Annotated in this window: 19 protein-coding genes and 1 tRNA gene; 5 read left to right on the top strand and 15 right to left on the bottom strand. The window is 70.7% G+C overall.

Annotated elements, in window-relative coordinates; genetic code table 11:
* Positions 1–55 precede the first annotated feature (55 nt).
* The 7 genes from rho to D473_RS0117345 all read right to left on the bottom strand — a co-directional run bounded on the left by rho (position 56) and on the right by D473_RS0117345 (position 9,131).
* Positions 56–2,044 carry a transcription termination factor Rho gene (gene rho, locus D473_RS0117375; RefSeq protein ID WP_017610323.1) on the bottom strand — a complete coding sequence of 663 codons (1,989 nt, stop codon included), beginning with the start codon at positions 2,042–2,044 and terminating at the stop codon, positions 56–58.
* Positions 2,045–2,484: 440 nt separating this feature from the next.
* Positions 2,485–3,423, bottom strand: coding sequence for a homoserine kinase (gene thrB, locus D473_RS0117370; RefSeq protein WP_017610322.1), 939 nt, complete (start codon positions 3,421–3,423; stop codon positions 2,485–2,487).
* A gap of 91 nt (positions 3,424–3,514) precedes the next feature.
* Positions 3,515–4,573, bottom strand: a complete 1,059-nt coding sequence (gene thrC / locus D473_RS0117365; protein WP_193373290.1) for a threonine synthase — start codon at positions 4,571–4,573, stop codon at positions 3,515–3,517.
* A gap of 261 nt (positions 4,574–4,834) precedes the next feature.
* Positions 4,835–6,118 (bottom strand): homoserine dehydrogenase, encoded by a 1,284-nt coding sequence (locus D473_RS0117360; protein ID WP_017610320.1) that lies wholly within the window; start codon positions 6,116–6,118, stop codon positions 4,835–4,837.
* Positions 6,119–6,183: 65 nt separating this feature from the next.
* Positions 6,184–7,569 (bottom strand): diaminopimelate decarboxylase, encoded by a 1,386-nt coding sequence (gene lysA, locus D473_RS0117355; RefSeq protein ID WP_017610319.1) that lies wholly within the window; start codon positions 7,567–7,569, stop codon positions 6,184–6,186.
* Positions 7,570–7,689: 120 nt separating this feature from the next.
* A complete protein-coding gene (locus tag D473_RS0117350; protein ID WP_017610318.1) occupies positions 7,690–8,748 on the bottom strand; it encodes a DALR anticodon-binding domain-containing protein in 1,059 nt (352 codons plus the stop codon).
* On the bottom strand, positions 8,745–9,131 hold the full coding sequence (locus tag D473_RS0117345) for a response regulator transcription factor (protein WP_017610317.1): 387 nt from the start codon (positions 9,129–9,131) through the stop codon (positions 8,745–8,747). The genes D473_RS0117350 and D473_RS0117345 overlap by 4 nt, the downstream gene beginning before the upstream one ends.
* 151 nt (positions 9,132–9,282) lie before the next feature.
* Here D473_RS0117345 and D473_RS0117340 point away from each other — a divergent pair.
* Positions 9,283–9,354 (top strand) — tRNA-Arg (locus tag D473_RS0117340).
* A gap of 230 nt (positions 9,355–9,584) precedes the next feature.
* Here the strand turns inward: D473_RS0117340 and D473_RS0117335 are convergent.
* The 3 genes from D473_RS0117335 to D473_RS0117325 form a co-directional block, all read right to left on the bottom strand.
* Complete coding sequence (locus tag D473_RS0117335; RefSeq protein WP_017610316.1) at positions 9,585–10,142, bottom strand: YceI family protein; 558 nt, start codon at positions 10,140–10,142, stop codon at positions 9,585–9,587.
* Between the two features lie 79 nt (positions 10,143–10,221).
* Positions 10,222–11,238, bottom strand: coding sequence for an arsenic resistance protein (locus D473_RS0117330; protein WP_017610315.1), 1,017 nt, complete (start codon positions 11,236–11,238; stop codon positions 10,222–10,224).
* A gap of 74 nt (positions 11,239–11,312) precedes the next feature.
* Positions 11,313–12,614 (bottom strand): WD40 repeat domain-containing protein, encoded by a 1,302-nt coding sequence (locus tag D473_RS0117325; protein WP_241474816.1) that lies wholly within the window; start codon positions 12,612–12,614, stop codon positions 11,313–11,315.
* Between the two features lie 365 nt (positions 12,615–12,979).
* Between D473_RS0117325 and D473_RS0117320 the strand changes: the two genes are divergently transcribed.
* Entirely contained in the window at positions 12,980–15,304 is a 2,325-nt protein-coding gene (locus D473_RS0117320) for a molybdopterin oxidoreductase family protein (RefSeq protein WP_241474815.1), read from the top strand.
* The gene (locus D473_RS0117315; RefSeq protein WP_017610312.1) at positions 15,301–15,768 is read left to right on the top strand and encodes a hypothetical protein; all 468 of its coding nucleotides are present in this window, start codon (positions 15,301–15,303) and stop codon (positions 15,766–15,768) included. The genes D473_RS0117320 and D473_RS0117315 overlap by 4 nt, the downstream gene beginning before the upstream one ends.
* 31 nt (positions 15,769–15,799) lie before the next feature.
* Here D473_RS0117315 and D473_RS0117310 read toward each other — a convergent pair whose 3' ends face one another.
* Both D473_RS0117310 and D473_RS0117305 read right to left on the bottom strand, forming a co-directional pair.
* Positions 15,800–16,231 carry a PPOX class F420-dependent oxidoreductase gene (locus D473_RS0117310; RefSeq protein ID WP_017610311.1) on the bottom strand — a complete coding sequence of 144 codons (432 nt, stop codon included), beginning with the start codon at positions 16,229–16,231 and terminating at the stop codon, positions 15,800–15,802.
* Between the two features lie 268 nt (positions 16,232–16,499).
* A complete protein-coding gene (locus D473_RS0117305; protein WP_017610310.1) occupies positions 16,500–17,738 on the bottom strand; it encodes an MFS transporter in 1,239 nt (412 codons plus the stop codon).
* 257 nt (positions 17,739–17,995) lie between these two features.
* Between D473_RS0117305 and D473_RS0117300 the strand changes: the two genes are divergently transcribed.
* Complete coding sequence (locus tag D473_RS0117300) at positions 17,996–19,117, top strand: LacI family DNA-binding transcriptional regulator (RefSeq protein ID WP_017610309.1); 1,122 nt, start codon at positions 17,996–17,998, stop codon at positions 19,115–19,117.
* 62 nt (positions 19,118–19,179) lie between these two features.
* Here the strand turns inward: D473_RS0117300 and D473_RS0117295 are convergent, their stop codons facing one another.
* Positions 19,180–19,617 (bottom strand): GreA/GreB family elongation factor, encoded by a 438-nt coding sequence (locus tag D473_RS0117295; protein ID WP_017610308.1) that lies wholly within the window; start codon positions 19,615–19,617, stop codon positions 19,180–19,182.
* A gap of 81 nt (positions 19,618–19,698) precedes the next feature.
* Positions 19,699–20,964, bottom strand: coding sequence for an NAD(P)/FAD-dependent oxidoreductase (locus D473_RS0117290; RefSeq protein ID WP_017610307.1), 1,266 nt, complete (start codon positions 20,962–20,964; stop codon positions 19,699–19,701).
* 169 nt (positions 20,965–21,133) lie between these two features.
* Here D473_RS0117290 and D473_RS0117285 point away from each other — a divergent pair, with 169 nt between their 5' ends.
* Positions 21,134–22,675: a helix-turn-helix domain-containing protein gene (locus tag D473_RS0117285; protein ID WP_017610306.1), complete on the top strand. Its 1,542-nt coding sequence runs from the start codon at positions 21,134–21,136 to the stop codon at positions 22,673–22,675.
* A 75-nt stretch (positions 22,676–22,750) separates the two neighbouring features.
* On the opposite strand, the gene D473_RS25005 is transcribed toward D473_RS0117285, so the two are convergent.
* The gene (locus D473_RS25005) at positions 22,751–23,140 is read right to left on the bottom strand and encodes an SdpI family protein (protein ID WP_241474814.1); all 390 of its coding nucleotides are present in this window, start codon (positions 23,138–23,140) and stop codon (positions 22,751–22,753) included.
* Positions 23,141–23,464 lie beyond the last annotated feature (324 nt).

Raw genomic sequence — 23,464 nt, 5'->3', positions numbered from 1 at the left:
AAGAGGGGCCCTCCCCGGCAACCGGAGAGGGCCCCTCGACGCGTCGTCACCTGCGTCAGGTCGTCTTCTGCACCTGCAGCAGGAACTCGGCGTTGCTCTTGGACTCCTTCATCTTGTCCAGGAGCAGCTCGATGGCCTGCTGCGTGTCGAGCGCGTGCAGCACCCGGCGCAGCTTCCAGACCACCTGGAGCTCCTCGTTGGACATGAGGATCTCTTCCTTACGGGTGCTGGAGGCGTCCACGTCGACCGCGGGGAAGATCCGCTTGTCGGACAGGGACCGGTTGAGCTTGAGCTCCATGTTGCCGGTGCCCTTGAACTCCTCGAAGATCACCTCGTCGGCACGCGAGCCGGTCTCCACCAGCGCCGTCGCCAGGATGGTCAGCGAGCCGCCGCCCTCGATGTTGCGGGCCGCGCCGAAGAACTTCTTGGGCGGGTACAGCGCCGTGGAGTCCACACCGCCGGACATGATGCGCCCGCTGGCCGGAGCGGCCAGGTTGTAGGCGCGGCCCAGACGGGTGATGGAGTCCAGCAGGACCACGACGTCGGTGCCCATCTCCACCAGGCGCTTGGCACGCTCGATGGCCAGGTCGGCGACGGTGGTGTGGTCCTCCGCCGGACGGTCGAAGGTCGAGTGGATGACCTCGCCCTTGACGGTGCGCTGCATGTCCGTGACTTCCTCGGGACGCTCGTCCACGAGGATGACCATCAGGTAGCACTCGGGGTTGTTCTCGGTGATCGCGTTGGCCACCGACTGCATGACCATCGTCTTACCGGCCTTGGGCGGGGAGACGATGAGACCGCGCTGACCCTTGCCGATCGGTGCGACCAGATCGATGATGCGCGTGGTCATGATGTTGGGTTCGGTCTCCAGCCGCAGGCGCTCCTGCGGGTAGAGCGGAACCAGCTTCGAGAACTCCTGGCGGCCCTTGGCCTGATCGGCCGACATGCCGTTGACCGAGTCCAGGCGGACCAGGGCGTTGAACTTCTCCCGGCGCTCGCCCTCGCGGGGCTGGCGGACCGCACCGACGATCTGATCGCCCTTGCGCAGGCCGTGCTTGCGCACCTGGGCGAGGGAGACGTAGACATCGCTCTGCCCGGGCAGGTAGCCGGTCGTACGCACGAAGGCGTAGTTGTCGAGGATGTCGAGGATCCCCGCGACCGGCAGCAGGACGTCGTCCTCGCCGACCACCGGCTCGGGGTCCTGGCCGCCGCCCCGGCGCCGGTCGCGGCGGTCGCGCCGCCGCCCGCGCCGACGGCCGTTGCCGAAGTCGTCGTCGTTGTTGTTGTCACGGCCCTGGTTCTGACCACCGCCGCCCTGCTGGGCGTTGTTGTTCTGGTCGTCGTTGCCGCCCCCGCCACCGCGGTTGCGGTTGCGGCGGTTGCGCTGACGCTCTCGTCCCTGGCCGGACCGGTTGTTGTCCCGGTCCTCAGAGGGGTCGGGGCCGTTCTTCCGGGGGGTGCTGGATGTCTTGGTCACGCTGCTCGCGGAGGTAGAGGAGTCGGCGCCGTCCACCGCTCGGGGCTGCTCACCGGAGTCGCCACCGCGATTGCGGGACGAACCACGGTTCCGGGAGGGCTTGTCGCCCTTCCCACCCTGGGAGTCGGCCACGGCCTGGTCAGACGGCTGCTCACCCGAGGGCTTCTTGTTGTCTCGAGTGCTGTCCGAGGCCGTCTTCTCGGAGGCCGGGGCCTCGGCCGGTTCGCCGGTGTCCCCGACCCTACCGGCCTTGGGCGCCGGCTCGGTTTGCTTTGCTGTTCTGGCCTTCGCGGGGGCCTCGACGGGTCCCCCCTGCTTGGCTTCGATCGCGGCGATGACGTCGCTCTTGCGCATGCGCCCCGTACCGGTGATGCCCAGACTCGACGCGAGCTTTTGCAGCTCGGGAAGCTTCAGAGCCGCGAGCCCGGTACCCCGCGCGCCGGCGCGGGGCCGAGACGAGGAGGAGGCGTTCTTCGACGCCGACTCACCGCTCTCGGCACCGGAAGCGTCGGTGGTGGCTTTGCTGTCGACCGCCGCGTCCGTGTGGAGCTCGGTAGTGTCGCTCACTAAGGGTCCTTCCCAAGGAGCGGGCTTCGGCCGTCAGCAAGTCGCTGGATCGGCCGGCCCGTGTGTTGCGAACCGGCAGGGGCCGGGTAGGGCTTGCCCCACGTCGATGTCGGAAACCGGCGAGAAGACGGTCCCCTACCCAATCGCGGCGAGCTCTGGGTGAGGCCAGACGTCGGGGCGGATGGCTCGGTGATGATGCCCGTCAACCGTGGTCACACTCATCCGAGGAAAAGGTGACTGCGGGAAATGAAGGGCAAGGCCGCGGTGAACCGCTGACTCGCCACTCGGGCCACCGCCTCCGCGCGATCGTAGGACCGGACCGCCGGAGTATGGGATGCGGGTGCCGTCATGGCGGATGAGCACACGCCCCGCAACGGGGCATCTGGTGCTTCACCAAGCCTAACATCACCAGCGGCCACGGCTATTCCTCGACACGGAAGCTACGGATGGGGAGATGGGGTCCACACCCCCGCCGGCTCGACGTGCAGGGGGCGTACGTCCCAATCTTTACCCGCTCTCCCCCGGATCGAATCAAGCTGCCGGGCGATTTCCGGCGATTCCGTGTCCGCGTCACCCTCCGTCACCGAACACAGCACGAGCACGGTGGGGCCCGCACCCGATACCACGGCCGGTAGATTCTCGTGTTCCCTGAGGTCGGAGACGAGACCGAGGGTCAGTGGCATGGCCGGGGCCCGGTAGGACTCGTGTAGCCGATCCCGGGTGGCCGCGTACAGACCTCGGGGGTGGCCGCAAACGGCCGCCGTCATGAGTGCGGCACGGCCTGCGTTGAAGGCCGCGTCGGTGTGCGGGACGGTCTCCGGGAGCAGGCTGCGGGCCCGTTCGGTGGAGAGCCGCCAGCCCGGCACGCACACCACCGGGAGGATGCGCGGGTCCACGGCCCCGGAGACCGCGCCCCACTCCTGCCCCTCCCGGTAGGCGACCGTGTAACCGCCGTACACGCAGGGCGCCACGTTGTCGGGGTGGCCCTCGAGATCGGCTGCGACCCGGTAGATCCAGTCGCGGTCGGGACCACCGTCGGGACCGGTACGGCCCAGCAGCGCCGCCGCCACGGTGACCCCGCCGACGATCGCGGTGGAGGACGAACCCAACCCGCGTGAGTGCGGCACGCGGTTCACACAGACCAGGTCGAGGCCGGGGGCCTTCTCACCCGCCCGGTCGAAGGCCTCGCGCAGCGCACGGATCACCAGGTGGCGCTCGTCGAGCGGGACCTCACCGGCGCCCTCGCCCTCGACGTGGACCGTCGTCCGGGCGTCGTCGCGGACGCGGACCTCGAACTCGTTGTAAAGGTTCAGCGCCAGGCCCAGGGCGTCGTACCCGGGACCGAGGTTGGCGCTCGTTGCGGGCGCGTGGACCGTCACCCGCGTGGGTCGGGTCATCGTGGCTCCTCGATGGGGCGTCCCGGGGCGTGTCCGGGAGCTGCGTGTGCGAGCGGGGGAGTCCGCCCCGGGGTCAGGCGAGGTCGAGGGCCTGGGCGGCGGTCTGGGCATCGACCGGGACGGTGGTCGCCGCGCCGGCACCGGCCAGGGCCCAGTCCGGGTCCTTGAGGCCGTTGCCGGTGACGGTGCAGACCACACGGCTGCCCCGGGGCACCAGACCCCGCTCGGCAGCCTGGATCAGCCCGGCCACGCTCGCGGCGGAGGCGAGCTCGACGAAGACGCCCTCTTCAGCGGCCAGGAGCTTGTAGGCGGCCATGATCTGGCGGTCGGTGACCTTGTCGATGAGCCCGCCGGACTCCTCCCGTGCACTCTCGGCGAGGCTCCAGGAGGCCGGGTTGCCGATGCGGATGGCGGTGGCGATGGTGTTGGGAGTGGTGACCGGCTCACCGTCGACCAGCGGCGCGGATCCGCTGGCCTGGAACCCGAACATGCGGGGCTTACGGCTGGAGACACCGTCGTCGGCGTACTCGGAGTAGCCCATCCAGTAGGCGGAGATGTTGCCGGCGTTGCCCACGGGAATGCAGTGGATGTCGGGGGCATCGCCGAGCGCGTCGACGACCTCGAACGCGGCGGTCTTCTGTCCCTGGAGGCGGTAGGGGTTGACCGAGTTCACCAGCGCGACCGGGTAGTCGATGCTGAGCTTGCGGGCCAGTTCCAGACAGTCGTCGAAGTTGCCCTCGACCTGGAGCAGGCGGGCGCCGTGCACGAGGGCCTGGGCGAGCTTGCCCATGGCGATCTTGCCCTGGGGCACCAGGACTGCGCAGGTCATACCCGCACGGATGGCGTAGGCGGCGGCGCTCGCGCTCGTGTTTCCGGTGGAGGCGCAGATGACCGCCTGGGCGCCTTCCTCGGCCGCCTTGCTGATGGCCATGGTCATGCCGCGGTCCTTGAAGGAACCGGTCGGGTTGAGGCCCTCCACCTTGAGATGGACGTCGCAGCCGGTCAGCTCGGACACGCGCGTGGCGGGAAGGAGCGGAGTCCCACCCTCCTGGAGTGTGACGACCGGGGTCTTCTCGTTGGCGGGGAGGCGGTCGCGGTATTCCTCGACGACGCCTCGCCACGCCCGTGCCATGCTCACGACGGTGTCCCTTTCGGGTGTTGGATGACGCTCCACGCGCGATCTGTCCGATGGGCCGCCCGGCACGCGTGCGGGGGCTCCCACCTGCCCACGAGTCTATGGCCACCAGGAGACCATCTCGTATCGCGGTCGCTCGTCTCGTTATTCGGTCAATTTTCGGTTGTATGGGCGGCCGCCCGGCACACACGGCCGGACGGCCCCGTAGAGCCTCTTCCGGGCCGGGCCGAAGTGGAGCGGGGCCCGCGACGAACACAGCTAGTCGAAGTTCTCCACCCGCATCACGCTGGCGACCTCCCGCACGGAGTCGTCCTCCTGCAAGCGCTCGACGGTGTTGCGCAGTGCGGCGTCGGGCGCTCGGTGGCTGACGAGGACGAGTTGGGCGTCGTCACCGCTGCCTTCCTGGCGCACGTTCTTGATGGAGACCCCGTGTTCGGCGAAGATCTCGGCGACCTTGGCGAGCACGCCGGGACGGTCGGCCACGTCCAGGGAGACGTGGTAGCTGGTGACGGTCTCGCCCATGTCGTGGACGGGCAGGCCGGTGTCGTGTCCGCCCTCGCCCACGTGGGTCCCGGCGAGGCGGTTACGGGCCACGGCCACCATGTCGCCGAGGACGGCGCTGGCGGTGGGGGTGCCTCCGGCCCCGGCACCGTAGAACATCAGGCTGCCGGCGGACTCGGCCTCGACGAAGACCGCGTTGTAGGCCTCCTTGACGCTGGCGAGGGGATGCTCGACGGGGAGCATCACCGGGTGGACCCGCACGCCCACGGACTCTCCGTCCTCGGAGCGCTGGCAGATCGCCAGGAGTTTGACCACACAGCCCATGGCGCGGGCGCCGGCCATGTCGGCGGCGGAGACACCGGTGATGCCCTCGCGGTGCACGTCGGCGGCGGTGACCTGCTGGGTGTGGAAGGCCAGGCGGGCCAGGATCGCTGCCTTGGCTGCGGCGTCGAAGCCTTCCACGTCGGCGGTGGGGTCGGCCTCGGCGTATCCGAGGGTCTGGGCCTCTTCCAGGGCCTCGGTGAAGCCGGTACCGACCGAGTCCATGCGGTCCAGGACGTAGTTGGTCGTGCCGTTGACGATGCCCAGTACGCGGTTGACACGGTCCCCGGCCAGGGAGTCCCGCAGTGGGCGCAGGAGCGGGATCGCCCCGGCCACCGAGGCCTCGTAGAACAGGTCGACGCCGGCTTCACGCGCGGCGGCGTGCAGGGTCTGTCCGTCCTCGGCCAGCAGCGCCTTGTTCGCTGTGACCACGGATTTGCCGGCCTTGAGCGCGGACAGGATCAGCGACCGGGCCGGTTCGATACCGCCGATGACCTCGATGACCACGTCGATGTCGGGCCGGGTGGCCAGTTCCGTGGCGTCGGTGGTCAGTAGTGCCGGGTCGACACCGCGGTCGCGGTCGAGGCGGCGCACCGCGATACCGCCGATCTCCAACGGTGTGCCCACGCGTGCGGCCAGTTCCTCGGGCTGCTCGTCGACCAGTCGGACGACTTCCGAACCCACTACGCCGCATCCGAGCAGCGCCACCTTCATCGCCATTTGGGCGTGACTCCCACTTCTCTCGTGTCCGTGACCTCGCGCGGCCGGGGCCGCTCCGGGACTTTTCAGCCGACGTCGAGCCGGAGCAGGTCCTCCTCGGTCTCCCTGCGCACGATGACCCGCGCGTCCCCGTCCCGTACCGCGACCATGGCCGGGCGCGGCAGATGGTTGTAGTTGCTCGCCATGGAGTAGCAGTAGGCACCTGTGGCCGCGACCGCGACCAGGTCCCCGGGACGCAGGTCCTCGGGCAGGTACAGGTCGTGCACGATGATGTCACCGCTCTCGCAGTGCTTGCCGACCAGGCGCGAGAGCATCGGCCCGGCCTCGCTGACCCGGGACACCAGGCGCCCTGTGTACTCCGCCCCGTACAGGGCGGTGCGGATGTTGTCGCTCATGCCGCCGTCGACGCTGACGTAGGTGCGGATGCCCTCGACGTCCTTGACGGTGCCGACCTCGTAGACGGTGATGCCTGCGGGGCCCGCGATGGCCCGGCCCGGTTCCACGGCGATGCGGGGCACCGGCAGCCCGGCTTCCTCGCACTCGCGGTGCACGATGGTGCTCAGACCGGCCGCGATGGTCTTGGGGTCGAGGGGATCGTCGTCGGAGGTGTAGGCGATGCCCAGTCCGCCGCCGAGGTCGAGCTCGGCCAGGGTGATGTCGAGTTCCTCGTGGATCCGCGTGAGGAAGCGCGCGACCCGGCGTGCGGCGACCTCGAACCCGGAGGTGTCGAAGATCTGCGAGCCGATGTGCGAGTGCAGTCCGACGAGGTCGATGTGTTCTGCGGCCAGGGTGCGGCGGACAGCCTCCGCGGCCGCTCCCGTACTCATCGCGAAACCGAACTTCTGGTCGTCGTGCGCGGTGGCGACGAATTCGTGTGTGTGCGCCTCCACGCCCGTGGTGACGCGGATGAGGACCTTGGGGCGGGCGCCGGCCCCGGCGGCCACCGACTCCAGGCGGTCGATCTCGTCGAGGGAGTCGACGATGATGCGGCCGACACCGGCCTCGACGGCTCGGCGCAGTTCGGCGACGGACTTGTTGTTGCCGTGCATGCCGATGCGCTCCGGCTGGACCCCGGCGGCCAGGGCGACGGCCAGTTCACCGCCCGAGCACACGTCGAGCTTCATGCCTTCCTCGGTGACCCAGCGGGCGACGGCCTTGGTGAGCAGGGCCTTGCCGGCGTAGTAGACGTCCGAACCGGCGAAGGCGGTGCTGTAGTCGCGGGCCCGGGCACGGAAGTCCTCCTCGTCCATGACGAAGAGCGGCGTGCCGTGGGTACGGGCGAGGTCACCGACGCCGAGGCCGCCGACGGTCAGCTCGCCCTCCACACGGCGGGACGTGGCGGGCCAGACCTTGGGGTCGAGGGCGTTGAGGTCCTCGGGCGGCAGTGGCGGGTTCTCCTCCGGCAGGACCTCCGCGTGACGGGATCCGGCGGGGTGCGCGTAGCGGCTCATGATGGGCTTTCGACTGGACTTTCGTCTGTGCTGTGGCGGAGGACGCCCCGGTCATTGTCCACCGGTCCGGTCGGGACGAGGAGGTCGGGGCAGGGCGCGCGACGGCGTCTCCGGCGAGTCCTACAGCCTTGTGGGCGCGGACACGCCGAGGAGGAAGAGCCCCGTGCGCAGGACCCCGGCGACGGCGGCGGGTAGCGCCGGGTCCGCGACGGCCCCCTCCGCCCGCGCGGCGGCACGGGGACACGTCCGCCACTCATCGTAGGCACTGGCCAGCCCCTCCAGGTATCTGACCAGGATATGGGGTTCCTCTCTGCGTGCGGCCGAGTCCAGGGCACTGGGGCCGTCGAACAGGAACCCGCGCACCGACGCCGTGTGTGCGGGACAGGTCGCGGGGGGCAGGGCCCCGTCGGCGCTCCACCGCCCCTGGCTGGTGGCGTGGGCATGGGCGTAGCGCAGGCGGAAGGCCGGGTTGGCGTCGGTCAGGCGGGACCAGGCGCCCGGACGGTCGGCGGAGGGGAGCACCGGAAGATCGTTCCCGGTGGTCTCGCGTTCGCGGGGGCGTTCGGGGATGGAACGGCAGAAGGCCACACGGGCGCTGTCCTCGCCGATGGCACCCAGGGCCCGGGCGGCCTCGGAGAGCAGCTCGGGAGTGTCGCCGTCGCGATAGGGGTCGCGCCATCCGGCTTCCCTCTCCCCCGGTCCGGCGGGCGGGGCCTGGTCCTCGAGGGCCAGGGCGATGCGGGCGCGTGCGTCGGCGCGTGCGTGCCTGCGGGCCTGGGCGAGCGGGCCGGCCCCGTGCAGGGCGGTGCGCGGCCAGAGGCCCTCCCCGTTCCAGGCACGACCGGTGAGCCAGCGGGGGCCGTCGGCGGCCGCGCGGGTCATGCGGGCGCGCTGTTCGGCGGTGAAGGTGACGTTGACGAACCCTCTCGAGTCACCGCGGACATCGGCGTACCCCGGGCGCAGCTCCTCGGCCAGGCGTCCGCCCACGAGCGCGGGCGCGTCCTTGCCCCGAGAGGTCCCCACGAGGCGCACGATGCGGGGCGCGAGCGGGGAGGCGGCGTCGTGGCCCTGCTGAGCCTGTTCGGCACGCGGCCAGGCGAAGGGGACCCGCTCCGGGTCGAGGTCGAAGGCGCGCACCGCGGCGCCCCGGACCTCCGCCTCCAGGGACCAGGGGGTCACTCCTGCTCCCCCTCCAGCAGCTCGCGGACGATCTCCACGAGTGCGTCGGGGTCGAAGGGTTTGGTCATGTAGGCGTCCACCCCGATGCGTTCCCCATGCCTGCGGTCCTCTTCTTGTGCGCGCGCCGTCACCAGCACGATCCGGCAGGCGAGCTCGTTCCGGCGCGCGAGCAGGTGTTCGGCGACCGTCCAGCCGTCCAGGCGCGGCATCATCACGTCCAGCACGACCACGTGCGGGGCGATGTGGTCGACCCGATCGATGCAGTCCTGTCCGTCGACGGCAGTGAACACCTCGAACCCCTCGAGCTCGAGGTTGAGGCGGATGAGTTCCCGGATCATTTCGTCGTCCTCGACGACGAGAACCCGTGCGGGTAGGGCGTTCACGGGCGTGACCCTACCGTCGGCGGGTGAACGCGCACCACTGGAACGGCCGAGCGGTGGGCGGCGATGCGGGATCCGGGGTGTGACGGGGCAGGCCCCGGCCTCGAGTGGACGAGGACCCCACAGCCCCTGCTACAGTTGTGCACGCAACCGCGCCCCCTTAGCTCAGGGGATAGAGCAACGGCCTCCGGAGCCGTGTGCGGAGGTTCGAATCCTCCAGGGGGCACACAAGAACGACCGGCGGGAAAACCCCGCTGAACAGCAGATACGGCACCCTTCGGGGTGCCTTTCCTGTTTCAGGCCTCCTCATCCTGCGTCACGTTTGCCGAACCTCTGTGGACCACTGACGGGCCGGACATAAAACACAAAAAGGGCGGGAACTCCGAAACCGTTCGGAGCCCGCCCGAAACCATTCGATGCCGTGTGATCCGCGCCACTGACACCACCGAATCGGGGTCAGTCCTGCTTGATGGCCGAAATCTCGAACTCGAGTCCGACCTTGTCCCCGACGAGCACCCCGCCGGTCTCGAGCGTGGCGTTCCAGGTGACCCCGAAGTCCTTGCGGTTGATCGTCGTGGAACCCTCGAAGCCGACGCGGACGTTACCGAACGGGTCAGTGGCCTGGCCTTCGAAGGTGAACGGCACGGTGACCTGCTGCGTGGTGCCCTTGATCGTGAGGTCGCCGGTCACGTCGAGCGTCTCCTCCCCGGTCCGGGTGACCTCGGTCGATCGGAAGGTGATCTCCGGGTGGTCCTCCATCTGAAGGAAATCGTTGCTGCGCAGGTGGGCGTCACGGTCGGCGTTGCGGGTGTCGATACTGGCCGCCTGGATCACGATCTCCACCGAGGAGCGGGACGGGTCCTCACCGTCGAGGACGGCGGTGCCGGTGAATTCGTCGAAAGAGCCGCGAACCTTGGTCACCATCGCGTGCCGGGACACGAACCCGATCCGGGTGTGCGCGGGGTCCAGGGTGTAACGGCCGGTGAGCTCGGGGTGGGACTGCTGGAACGCCATCGGGCACCTCCATGTAGTAGATGCGTCTTCTCTACACGACACGATGGGTCCACAAGGGCGAACGGCACGCGTGGCGGAGCTACTCGCACGTGCGATTCCTGCGTGTGTCTGCCGGGGACACGGACGGCGCGTCGTGGTCGTCGTCGTGGGAGGGACGTACCCGCACCAGCTGGGCGAGCAACGCCAGGACCGGCAGTTCCAGGAGCGGCCCCACGACGAGGGCGACCGCGATGAGCGGGCGGTCGGGGAAGGCCGCGACCGCGATGGCCAGCGCGATGGGCGAGTTCCGGGCCGTGGCGGTCATCGTGAGCGTGACTCTCTGTGCTGCGGGCAGACGCAGGAGCCGGGACAGGATCACCGACAGCGACGGCAGCACGACGAAGAAGACCGCGAGCGGCGGCAGCAGGGCCAACAGGTCCGCGGCGTGTTCAAGGACCGTGCGGGCCTGCCAGGCGAACATCGCGAACACCGCCGCGCACAACAGCGGCAGCACGATGTGCGCCGCAGGAGCAATGACGAACCGTTCGCGCCGGCCTTCGCTCCTGAAGCGCGCCGAGGCCCAGCGCAAGACCAGCGCGAGCACCAGAGGTACCACGAGCACCAGCAGGACCGATTCGGCCAGTGTCGCGGCGTCGACCATCGCGGCCTCGCCGCCCAGCAGCAGCACGTACACCGGCAACAGGACCAGCTGCAGGACGAGGTTGACCGGCAGCAGGGCGGCGGCGATCCCGGTGTGGCCGCGCGCCATGGCGGTGAAGACCAGGTACCAGTCGGTGCACGGGGTCACCAGGAGCAGCAACAACCCGATCCGCAGGTCGGGATCCCCGCCCAGCAACCCGGTGCCCAGCGCCCAGGCCAGAGCCGGGGTGAGGACGAAGTTGAGCACCAGGCCGACCACCACGAGGGTCCTGGCCCGGCGGACCTCCCCGACGTGAGCCGCGTCCATCTGCACGAAGACGGCGGTGAGCATCACGAGCAGCGCGGGCAGCACCACGTGTTCGGCCGCCGGGCCGATGGGCAGCAGCAGCCCGGCACCCAGGCCGGCGAGGGCGGACAGGGCGACGAACAGGCTCTGGAGGCGTTCTGGCAGGGACACGGTCAGTTCTCCGCAGCGGTTCCGAGGACGCCCGACGGGCGGGCCGGGGCCGGCCCCGGCCCACCGCCGGTACCTCAGAGGTCCCAGACGTAGACGTCCCCGGTCTGGTCGGAGGCCACGACACGGCTGCCGTCCTCGCTGATCGAGACGGCCCCGAATTCGGATCCGGGCTCCTCCATGACCACGGACTCCTCCATGTTCTGCAGGTCCCAGACACGCACGGAACCGTCGTGGGAGGCGCTCGCGGCCGTCTGCCCGTCGCCGCTCACCTCCACGTCCCGCACGTAGCCGCTGTGTCCTTCCAGAGCGCCGAGCTGTTCGCCCAGGTCGGTGTCCCACACGATGACGCTTCCGTCGTCGGAGGCACTGACGACGGTGCCGTCGGCCCCGAAGTCGACGCCCCGAACCCAGTCGGTGTGGCCCTCGAGGGTCGCCTCCTCGCTCTCGGACTCCACGTCCCACAGGATGACCGAGTTGTCGTCGGAGCCGCTGGCGACCATGCTGCCGTCCGGGCTGAAGGCCACATCGCGCACCCAGTCGGTGTGGCCCTCGAAGGAGCCCACCTCGGTCTCGGACTCCACGTCCCACACCTTGACGTCGCCGTCGTCGGAGCCGCTGGCGACCATGCTGCCGTCCGGGCTGAAGGCCACGCCGCGCACCCAGTCGGTGTGGCCCTCGAAGGAGGCCACCTCGCTGCCCTCGGCCTCCCAGACGGTGACACTGCCGTCGCTGGCACCGCCTGCCAACAGGGAACGGTCCTCACTGAAATCGACCGACAGGACCGAGGAGTAGTCGAGACCGGTCAGCGAGCCCTCGGCGGCATCGTCCTCGATGTTCCACAACGACACCTCGCCGGTGTCGGTACCCTGCGCGATCACCGTGCCGTTGGAGGTCAGAGCGATGCTCTCATCGTCACCGCCCGGCTGGACGACGAGCGGATCGTGGGCACTGGTCTCAGCGCCGCCACCGCCACCGGAGCCCCCACCAGTGCCCTCACCGGAGGAATCGCCCCCGCCGATGAGGAAGAAGATTCCGCCCGCGATGAGAGCGAGCACCAGGAAGACGGCGACGAGCACGATGACCAGGACCGGCCCGCCCTTCTTCTTCGGCGGTCGAGGCGGGCCGTAGGGCGAGCCGGGCGGCCCCGGCTGTCCGTACGGGGGCGCGCCGCCTCCGGGCGGACCGTACTGCGGGGCACCGTGGCCGTAAGGCTGGCCGGGCTGCGGACCGGACGGGCCGTACCCGGGCGGAGGACCGGGCTGGCCGTACCCGGGCGGAGGACCGGGCGGAGGACCGGGCGGACCGGGTTGGCCGGGTTGGCCGGGCCCGTATCCCTGGGGGTCGCCGTACGGGCCTTGCGGTGGAGGGTTGCTCATGACAGCTCTCTTCGGGACTACAGACAAAGGGAGGGGAATGTGTCGTCCGACCGTCCCCGCCCAGGGGCAATGGATACGGCGGTGGGGGACGATCCGCCCAGCATGTCAGAAGATGCTCCCCGAGATGGAGTTCGGTCCGGCACGAGGGATTCTCCGGAGCGGACCGCGTGTGCCGACCGTCTCTCCAGGGCAGCGCAATCGTACTGGCGGACAACTGACGACGCCGAGGAGTGACCGTGCCTTCGAGGGATCCGATAAGTCAACCGTGGGGGTCACGGCTCCCCTACGGTCAGGGCCGGCAGTGGCCGGCAAGGGTCGACCACCACTTGGCGGAGGGGCTGGCCCCGGAAGAGGTGGACCGTTGGGTGAGGTCCGCGACGATCCTGCATTCCAACGGCGACGCGCTCGACATCGCGGTCAAGGACGGCCGGGTCGTCGGGGTGCGGGGCCGGGGAAAGGACCGGGTCAACCGCGGCCGCCTGGGGCCCAAGGACCTCTATGGCTGGCAGGCCAACCACTCCCCCGACCGGCTCACCCACCCCCTGGTACGCCGGGACGGGGTGCTGACCGAGACCGACTGGGACACCGCTTTGGGTCTCGTGGCGAGCCGCAGCAGGGAGTTGCTCGACGAGCAGGGGTCCACGGCGCTGGGTTTCTACACGAGCGGCCAGCTCTTTCTCGAGGAGTACTACACCCTCGCTGCCGTCGGCCACGGAGCGATCGGCACCAACCACATGGACGGCAACACCAGGTTGTGCACGGCGACCGCCGCGGCGTCCCTGAAGGAGTCGTTCGGTTGTGACGGACAGCCGGGCTCCTACAGCGACATCGACCATGCCGACGTCATCGCGCTGTACGGCCACAACATGGCCGAGACGCAGACGGTGTTGTGGGCCCGTGTCCTCGACCGGTTGGCGGGGCCGAACCCGCCCCGGCTCGTGTGCGTGGACCCCAGGCCGACCCCGGTGGCCCGGAAGGCGACGGTGCACCTGGCGCCCCGTCCGGGCACCAACGTGGCGCTGATGAACGCTCTCCTGCACGAACTGATCAGGAACGACCGGGTCGACCACACCTACGTCGAGAACCACACCGTCGGCTACGAGGAATTGGTCCGGAGGACCGCCGAGTACCCGCCCGAGCGCGCCGCCGAGATCTGCGGTGTATCGGCGCCGGCCATCCGTGGGGCCGCGGAACTGCTGGGGGGTGCCGAGAGGCTCCTGTCGACCGTGCTCCAGGGCTTCTACCAGGCGAACCAGGCCACCGCCGCCGCTGTACAGGTCAACAACGTGCACCTGCTGCGGGGCATGCTGGGACGGCCCGGCGCGGGGGTTCTGCAGATGAACGGCCAACCCACGGCGGAGAACACGCGGGAGTGCGGCGCCGACGGCGACATGACGGGCTTCAGGAACTGGAACAACGACGGGCACGTGGCCGATCTCGCCCGGGTCTGGAACCTGGACCCGATGCGGATCCCGCACTACGCGCCACCCACACACGCCATGCAGATCATGCGCAACGTGGAGAAGGGCTCGATCCGCTTCCTGTGGGTCAGCGCGACCAACCCGGCGGTGTCGTTGCCCGAGCTACGACGGGTCCGTGCGCTCTTGTCACAACAGTCACTGTTCCTGGTGGTGCAGGACTGTTTCATGACCGAGACCGCCGAGCTCGCCGACGTGGTGCTGCCCGCGGCCATCTGGGGGGAGAAGACGGGCACCCTCACCAACAGCGACCGCACGGTGCACCTGTCCGAGAAGGCCGTGGAAGCGCCCGGCGAGGCTCGGCCGGACCTGGACATCTTCCTGGACTACGCGCGTCGCATGGACTTCCGCGACGCCGACGGCCATCCCTTCCCCCAGTGGCACGATCCGGAGTCGGCGTTCGAGGCATGGAAGCGAGCCAGTGCGGGGCGGCCCTGCGACTACTCCGGGCTCACCTACGAACGGCTGCGCGGCGCCAGTGGTGTCCAATGGCCCTGCGACGAGGAGCGCCCTGACGGTACCGAGCGCCTCTACGCGGACGGCCGGTTCTGGGCCCTGCCCGAACAGTGCGAGAGCTACGGCAGGGACCTGGTCACCGGAGCCCCGTTGGAGGAGATGGAGTACCGGGCGATGAACCCCGAGGGGCGGGCGATGCTCAAGGCCGTGGAGTACGTGCCTCCTCACGAGGAACCGGACCGGGACCACCCCTTCGTCCTGATCACCGGCCGCACGCTCTACCACTTCCATACGCGAACCAAGACCGGGCGTTCTCCCGAGCTGCAGCGTGCGGCCCCCGAGGTGTGGGTGGAGGTCTCCCCCTCGGACGCGCAGGAGGCGGGCCTCTCCGAGGGTGACCCGGTGGAGGTGTCCTCACCGCGCGGGACGATCCGGGCCCGTACCAGGGTCAGCGGTATCCGCGCCGGTGTCCTGTTCGTGCCCTTCCACTACGGCTACTGGGACACCGAGGTCTCGGAGGGCGACGGGGCGCGGGACCGGGCGGCCAACGAGATGACCGTCAGTGATTGGGACCCGGTCTCCAAGCAGCCCCTGTTCAAGACCGCCGTCGCACGGCTGCGTCCCTTGGGTGAGGGCGACGGGCGGCCGGCACCGGCGCCCACCACGACGGCCTCGGCGTCTCTCGACCACCGTGTGGCGGCCACGCGGGGCACGCCCGACACCTCGGAGGAGACGACCGGAGGGGGAGCACCGTGAGGATCGTAGCGGCCCTGCGCGAGCTGCACCGCTCGGAGAGCGCGTTGGCCGACGAACTGCTGCGGGTGGCCGACCGGCACTCGGAGGAGCCCGAGGTCCGCCACGTGGCCGAGGACCTGGCGTACTGGTCCCGTGAGCACGCACACGAGATCACCGAGGTCATGCCTCGCTACAGGTCCGACCCGGCCGGACTGGCACACCCCGAACCGGCCGAGGAGGACCAGCCCGAACTCCCCGGGGAAGAGGGCGACGCGGACCTGGCGCTCCTGGCCGATCTGCGGCGGGTGTACCGGATGTCGGCGGGGGTGGCGCTGGACTGGGACCTGCTCGGCCAGGGTGCCCACGTCGTCGCGGACGCCGATCTGCTGGCGGCCACGGAGCGGTGCCGCGCACGGGCGGAACGACAGATGCGCTGGGCCCGCGGCATGCTCAAGGCACTCTCCCCGCAGATTCTGGCCACCTGAGAACCGCGCCGCACGGGCACAGCAGGACGGGTCAGCGGAGCTGGTCACCGTAGACGTGCTCGACGGCGAGGGTGAGGAGGATCCGGCGCTCGTCCACCATGGCCTGTCGGTACTCGTCCCAGTCGGGGTGTTCACCTGCGGCGGCTCGGTAGTGGTCGACCAACGCCTGGACCTCGGGGCCGTGCGGATCGTCGCCGGGCCCGATCAGAGTGGCGGTGCCCTCGGCGGTGGCCCACGCCCAACCGTCGGAGCGGGTGACCTCGAGCGCGGCACGGGGATCCCGGCGCAGGTTCGCGGTCTTGGCGAGCCCCTCGCGTGTGGAGACCTGGATGATGCTGTCCGAACGGTCGTAATGGGGCCGGACGGGCGAGAGTTGGGGACGGCCGTCGGACTTCAGGGTGGCCAGGATCCCCAGGCGGCTCTCTGCCAGGAGCACGTGCGGGTCGTAGGAGGTGGAAGTCACGGCTGTCCTCTCTCGGGGCGGTCGGTCCGAGCGGCGCCCGTGGTGCGGGCGGTGCCGGTGTGGTCCGCCGGTCCGGGCCATGGCCCGCCGCTCACCCACCGTTGTACCGGGGGCGGGGTGCGGGCGTCACGGATACGCGCGGCCGGAACCGGACCGGGCATCCGGGAATGGGCCCGGCCCCGGCCACGCAGAGGTGGCACCCATGGACACGGCACATGCCCGCACGGCCGCCGGACGAGCCGCGGGCCCGACCCCGCTCACGCGTGGGTCAGCGGCGACCGGCCGTGTCGGTGGCGGGCTCGGGCCGGGTCCCGGCACCGGTCCCGCCGTCGGCGTCGGTGCCCGTATCGCCCGCTGAATCCGAGTTACCGCGGTCGAGCGCGCCGGCGGTCAAGGCCACGGCCAGGCCCAGCACCGCGGTCACCGCGCCGAGCAGGGCCGGCGAGGTGTAACCGAGCCCGGCACCGATCCCCAGTCCGCCGAGCCAGGCACCGCCCGCGTTGGCGAGGTTGAACGCCGAGTGGTTGCTGGCGGCTGCGATGGTCGGCGCGCCGGCGGCCTTGTTCATGATGAGCACCTGCAGTGGCGCGGTGACACCGAACCCGACGGCGCCCAGCACGACGACGGCGATCATCGCGCTCACCGGGTGCTGGACGGCCACGGAGAACAGCAGGAGCACCACGGCCAGCGATGCCAGGGATCCGTAGATCGTCGGACGCAGCCACCGGTCGGCGAGCGGCCCCGTGACGAGCGATCCGAGCGTCATCCCGGTCCCGAACAGGGCCAGGACGACGGGCACCCCGGACGGGGACATCCCGGCGATCTCGGTCATCATCGGGGAGATGTAACTGAAGACCGCGAAGACCCCGGCGAAACCGAAGACGGCGGTCAGCAGCCCGAACAGCACCTGGGGTCGGCCCATCGCCGCGATTTCCCCGCGCAGGCGCACACCCTTCGAGGAGGGCACCTCGGGCACGAAGATCAGTACGGACACCAGGCTCACCAGTGCGATGGCGGCGACCACGAGGAACGCGGCCCGCCAGCCCATCAGCTGGCCGACGAACGTGCCGGCGGGCACACCCACGATGTTGGCGACGGTCAGCCCCAGGAGCATGCGTGCCACGGCGGTGGCCCTGCGTGCGGGGCCGGCCATGTGCGCGGCGACCAGGGCACCGATACCGAGGAAGGCCCCGTGCGGGAGTCCGGCCAGGACCCGGCTGGCCAGGACCGTCTCGTAGGTGGGCGCGGCGACGGTGGCCAGGTTGCCGAGCGCGAAGAGCCCGAGGAACAACAGCAGTGCGGTGCGCCGGGGCAACCGGGTGGCCGCAGCGGTCAGCAACGGGGCGCCCACGACCACACCGAGGGCGTAGGCGGCGATGAGGTGGCCTGCGGTGGACAGGGAGACGTCGAGATCGGCGGCCACCTCGGGCAGCAGACCCATGATGACGAACTCGGTCGTTCCGATGGCGAAGGCGCCGAGAGCCAACGCGAGCAGAGCGAAGGGCATGGGCGTACCTCTCCTGGTACTGACAGGGGTGGTGTGTGCGGATACGGGTGACGGGGGCGGCGCTGCCCCGGAGGTCCCGGAGGAGAACACGGATTTGGCACGTGCTAATTCCAGGTTGGCAGAAACGGCACGACCGCTCAAAGGGGGCGGGGTGTGAACTCGCTCGCGCTGCCCGGGACGGCACGTCCACGGGCTGCGGTTACCGTGGGCGGTGACCGGACGAGGCCGACGAGAGAACCAGGGAGGCCGAGGAGCAGATGCCGAGCAGCGGTGCGGACGACCCCCGCGAGCGTCCGGTCTCCCCCGCCGCCCCTCCCGGGTCCGCCACGGACCGCCCGGAGGGGCCGCCGAAGCCGCAAGCCTCCCCCGCGCCCCGTTCCCGCCGGCCCACGATGGCCGACGTCGCCGCGCACGTGGGCGTCTCCCGCCAGTTGGTCTCCCTGGTCCTGGCCGACAAGCCCGGCCCCAACCCGCGCACCCGCGAACGGATCCTGCGCGCCGCCGAGGACCTCGGATACCACGCCGACACCGCCGCCCAGCTGCTGCGCCGCGCACGCAGCCGCCAACTCGGCGTCCTCTTCACCATGGAGCACCAGCTCGAGACCCACATCGTCGAGGCCCTCTACCCCGCCGCCGCGGACGCCGGATACGAACTCGTCCTCGGCGCCCTGCTGCCGACCCGCAGTGAGCGCCGCGCCATCGACGACCTGGTCGGGTTGAGGTGCGAGGCGCTCATCCTGATCGGACTCGCCGAACAGGCCCCCGCCCACCTGGCCAAGGTCGCCGAGCAGGTACCCGTCGTCGAGATCGCCCAGTACACCGGCGCCCCCGGAACCGACAGCGTGCGCACCGACGACGCCGCAGGGGTGCGTGAGGCGGTCGGCCACCTGGTAGCGCTGGGCCACACCGACGTGGTCCACGTGGACGGCGGCGACCGCCCCGGGGCGGCCCAGCGGCGCGAAGGGTACCTGGAGAGCATGCGCGCCCACGGGCTCGCCGACCGCATCGAGGTCCTGGCCGGGGACTACACCGTGGAATCCGGTGTGGCCGCCGCCCGGTACCTGGCCGAACGGGACCGGCTCCCGACCGCGGTGGTGGCCGGCAACGACCTGTGCGCCTGCGGGCTCGTGGAGGCCTTCGTGCGCAAGGGCGTGCACGCCCCCGAGGACCTGTCGGTGGTGGGCTACGACGACAGCCGTACGGCCTCGCTCCCCTACCTGGACCTGACGACGGTGCGGCAGGACACCGGTCGGATGGCCGAGATCGCCGTGCGCGCGGCGGTCGAACGGTTGGACGGGGGACGCACGGAGGACCGGGTGGACGTCCTCGAGCCCGCCCTCACGCTGCGGAGCAGTACAGCACCGCCGCCCGGCCGTTGAGGACGGGGTGTTGGGACGGGCCGTCCTCGACGGGCCCGCCACACGGGTTCGTGGCCTCGGGCTCAGGCAGGCCCGTAGGGAACCGCCCCTTCCAGGGTGACGGTGAGCTCCTTACCGCGCGGGGTGGTGTAGCTGCGCTGCTCACCCGCGCGTGCCCCGATCAGCGCCCGGCCGAGCGGGGACTCGGGCGAATAGATCGTGATCCCCTCGGAGTCGGATCCGTCGCGCACACCGAGCAGGAAGGTCTCGGTCTCGTCCTCGGAACCGTGGCGCACGGTCAGCACCATGCCGGGTTCGGCGATGCCGTCGTCCGGCGGGGTCTCACCCACGACGGCGTCGCGCAGCAGTTCCTGGATGCGGGCGATGCGGCTCTCCCTCCAGTCCTTGTCGGCGGGGACCTCGAACTCCGCGGCGACCTCGTCCGGGACCGGTCCCCCCGTGAGGACCGCGAGCTCGCGGACGAGTCGTTCGTGTGTGGCTCGGGACAACCAGGTGTTCATGTGTTGCACGGGGCCTCCTCATATACTGCGCCCCGCCGGGATCACCGGCGGGGCGCGGGGTTCGGGTACGCGGAGTACGGGTCAACGCGTGGGGTCGAAGGGCTCCAGCTCCTGGGGCAGCTTCTGGGTGGCCACCGCACGTGCGAGCAGCCGTCCCGTGGCGGGACCGTGGGTGAGCCCCCACATCCCGTGGCCCCCGGCGACGTACAGGCCGCGCACACCGGTGGGCCCGACGAGTGGGAGTCCGTCGGCCGAGACCGGCCGGGGCCCGACCCAGGTGTCGGCACGGTCCTCGAGGTCGACCCCGTCCATGTAGGGCGCGGCCGAGCGGACGATGGCCTCCACACGTGCTGAGTCGGCGGGCGCGTCCGGCGCGGCGAACTCCATGGTTCCGGCCACCCGTATCCCGTCCTTGTCCGGGGTGCAGGCCACCCGCGCCTCGGGCAGGTACACCGGCCCGGGAACGGGGCGGTCGGTACCCGCGGTGAAGCTGTAGCCGCGGCCGGCCGCAACGGGTGTACGCACGCCCCAGGGCCGGGCGCTCCGGTTCAGCCACGACCCGGAAGCGACGACGAGGTTCTCGGCCTTCTCCACCTCGCCCTTCTCGGAGGTCAACGTGAAGGCGTCCCCCGCACGCGACGGGTACCGCACCTCGTCGACCGGGAACCCTTCGACGATGCGGCCCCCGCGGGACCGGACGGCGTCGGCGAGGGCGTGGGTGAACAGCGCCGGCCGGAGATAGCGCTGACCGTGGATACGGACACCCGCACGGACCTGGTCGGAGGCCACGGGGACGAGGTCGCGTACGTCCCCGGCGTCGAGCGCGGTGTGGGAGGCGGGGATACCGGCTTCCTCCACCTCCTGCAGCTCGTGCACCAGGCCCAACGCCTTCCTCTCGGAGGAGAACAGGGCGGTGATGGGGGCTTCCTCGATCACCGCGCCGACCCCGCCGTCCAGGAGTTCGTCGAAGGCCTCGTGACAGGCACGGCTGAGGGGAGCGTTGCTGAGAAGGGCCCGCTGATGCCCCTTGGGCGTGGAGTTGAGGGCGAACATCGCGAGGAAGCGTGCGAGCTCCGGCTTCGGGAACCGGGGCACGGACAAGGGGTGGTGCGGGTCGATCAGTGACCGCGCGCCGTCCAGGAGCGCGCTCGGGGTGTTGAGCGGTACCGCGAGCGCGGGAGAGAGCCACCCGGCGTTGCCCCAGGAAGCACCGGCGGCGACGCGGTCGCGCTCGAGTACGGTCACTTCGATCCCGTGCTCCTGGAGGTACCAGGCGGTCGAGAGACCGACGACACCTGCGCCGACGACGGTGACGGCGCGGGGTGCGTCCACAGCCGATGCGGCCATGCACGTTCTCCTTAGGACGGACGACGAACAAGTGGATACCGAGGGGGACGATACAAGTCTGCTCAAAAAACCGCACTACCCATTGTCCGTGTCGCACAATTTTTGGCTAGCATCGTGTGGCACCAGCACAATATGGGTCTGAACGAGGCTCGAACACGGGGAGTGCGCTGTGGTCCTGTTGGAACGCTTGTCGACGATCCTCGGTGTCTACGGAACGCGCCCGGCCGGCCCGCGCATCCCCGTGAACGCGATCGTGCGCAGCGTGGCGGTGCACGACCCGGGCGGGGGGCGCCTCGAGTCCGGCGATCTCCTGTTGGCGTTGGGCGAGCGGGATCCCGTACGTGCCGTGGAACTCGCCGAGGCCGCGGACGCGTCGGCGGTCGTGGTACGCACCGGCGGGGCGGACCCGGACGACGAGGCGCTCCGTGCCGCGCGGCAACGGGGTGTCGTCCTGTTGTGGGTACCGCCCGAGGTCTCCTGGAGCCAGGTCGCAGGCATCGTCTTCGGGTTGGTCCTGGAGGGCGGGGAGACCGAGTCCGGGCGCGGCCCGAGTGACATGCCGACGCTGGCCGACACCCTCGCGGCGCAGTTGGCCGGCCCGGTGACGATCGAGGACCCGCTCTCCCGTGTTCTGGCCTACTCGGCGCGCCAGGGTTCGACCGACCGGGCCCGTTTGGACACGATCCTCGGCCGCCGAGTGCCGGAAGCGTTGCGCGAGCACCTGTCGCGGTCCGGGGTGTTCGACCGGCTGGCCTCCTCCGACGAACCGGTGTACGTGCCGCCCGCGGAGGAGTACGGGATGGGGGCACGCACAGCGGTGGCGGCGCGTGTGGGCCGGGAGTTCCTCGGCTCGGTATGGCTGTCCTGCGCGGGCCCGCTCTCGCCCGAGCGCGCCCGGATCCTGGCCGAGGGCACCCGTGCCGTCGCGCTGCACCTGCTGCGCAGCCGGGTCAGTGCCGACCTGGAGCGGCAAGTGGAGTCGGAGCAGGTCGGCCGGCTGCTGGAGGGCGGCACCGACCCCACCGAGGCGGCGGTCCGACTCGGCCTGACCACGTCCCCGCACAGGGTGGTGGCATTGCAAGCGCACACACCCGAGGAACGGCACGCGGCGGCGCTGCTGGCGTTCGAGCGGGCCACGACCGGCTTCGGATGGTCACGCCCCGGGCGCAGCACCGTCTTCGGGAGCACAGTCTACACGGTCCTGCCGTGCGGGCCCGACAGTTCCCGGGCCCGCGACTGGTTGGCCGAGACCGTCCGCGGACTGCCCGAGCACGTGATGGTGCACGCGGGCATCGGGGGCCCGGCCGATCCGGCGCGCCTGGCCGAGAGCCGGCGGGAGGCCGACGAGAGCCTGGCGCTGCAGTCGGCCCGGCCGGACCGGGAGGTGGTGGCCTACGACGAGTCGTGGGACGAGGTGCTCCTGCACCGGTTGCGTACGTCCTCGTCCTCGGGGCGCCGTCCCGCCGACGGGCCGGTCGCGGACCTGGAGCGGCACGACACCGAGCACGGGACCCGCTTCGTACCGACCCTGCGGGCCTGGCTCCGTGCGCAAGGGGATCCGGCCGAGGCGGCGCGGATGTTGGAGGTCCACTCCAACACCGTGCGCAACCGCATGCGCCGGATGGCCGGTGTCACCACCCTCGATCTGGGGGACCCGGACCGGCGGCTCGCCCTGGAGATCGCGCTCGAGGTGCACCTGCCCGGGGGCTGAACCGGGGTGGCTGGGCCGGGGACGAGCCGACCGGGAGGTCGACTCGCGCCGGCCGGGCCTTCGTTCCGGGTGCGCTCACTCCGGTGCGGTGGAGGAAATGGTGCGGTGTGCCCGGATCGCACCGGTGCAGAGCACCCCGGCATAGAGCACACAGCCGACCATGATCGCCGTGAACTGGGCGGCCCCGGTCCCGAGGAAGAAGGGGGCCACGGCGCCGGCGAGCAGGAGTCCCGCGCTGACGGTGAGCCATGGGGCCGCGCTGCGGTGCACGTGGTACCAGGCCCGTTCGTTCTCCAGGGTGCGCTTGGTCCTGATCCCGAACGCCGCGTTCGGTGCGATCCGCTCCTTGCCTGCCCGGTAACCGAGCAGGAAGGTCAGCACCGCGGTGGCGCCCAGGGCGATCGCGACCGCGGCCAACGGCCCTCCCCCGAGGGGCGGCAGATCGGACATAGCAACTTCAGACATGCGGGGCTTGATCCTCCAAGAGTCGGTCGGCGGCATTTCCGGTCCCGCGTTCAGGGTGCGGTCGATCTACCCGTGTCGGTCCGGTCGGCATCCGCATTCTCTGCAGCCTTCCCAGAAACAGTGCGTGAGGGGAGGAGATCGCCCGGACGGATCAGACAGAGCGTCGGCGCACCGAGCATGACCAGGGAGAATCCGGGGCGAACCGGAACGACAGGACCATGAACACGAGGTCTAAGCCACTATCCGGATTCCTCCCCGACCTGAAGTCCGGGGCATCCTCCGGGAGGTTCGGGTGAACAAGGCCCCGGTGAAGTCGACGCCGGT

The organism is Nocardiopsis xinjiangensis YIM 90004 (assembly GCF_000341145.1).
Taxonomy (GTDB): domain Bacteria; phylum Actinomycetota; class Actinomycetes; order Streptosporangiales; family Streptosporangiaceae; genus Nocardiopsis; species Nocardiopsis xinjiangensis.
The sequence above is the reverse complement of the archived record's forward strand: the minus strand, read 5'-3'. Positions and strand labels throughout refer to the sequence as shown.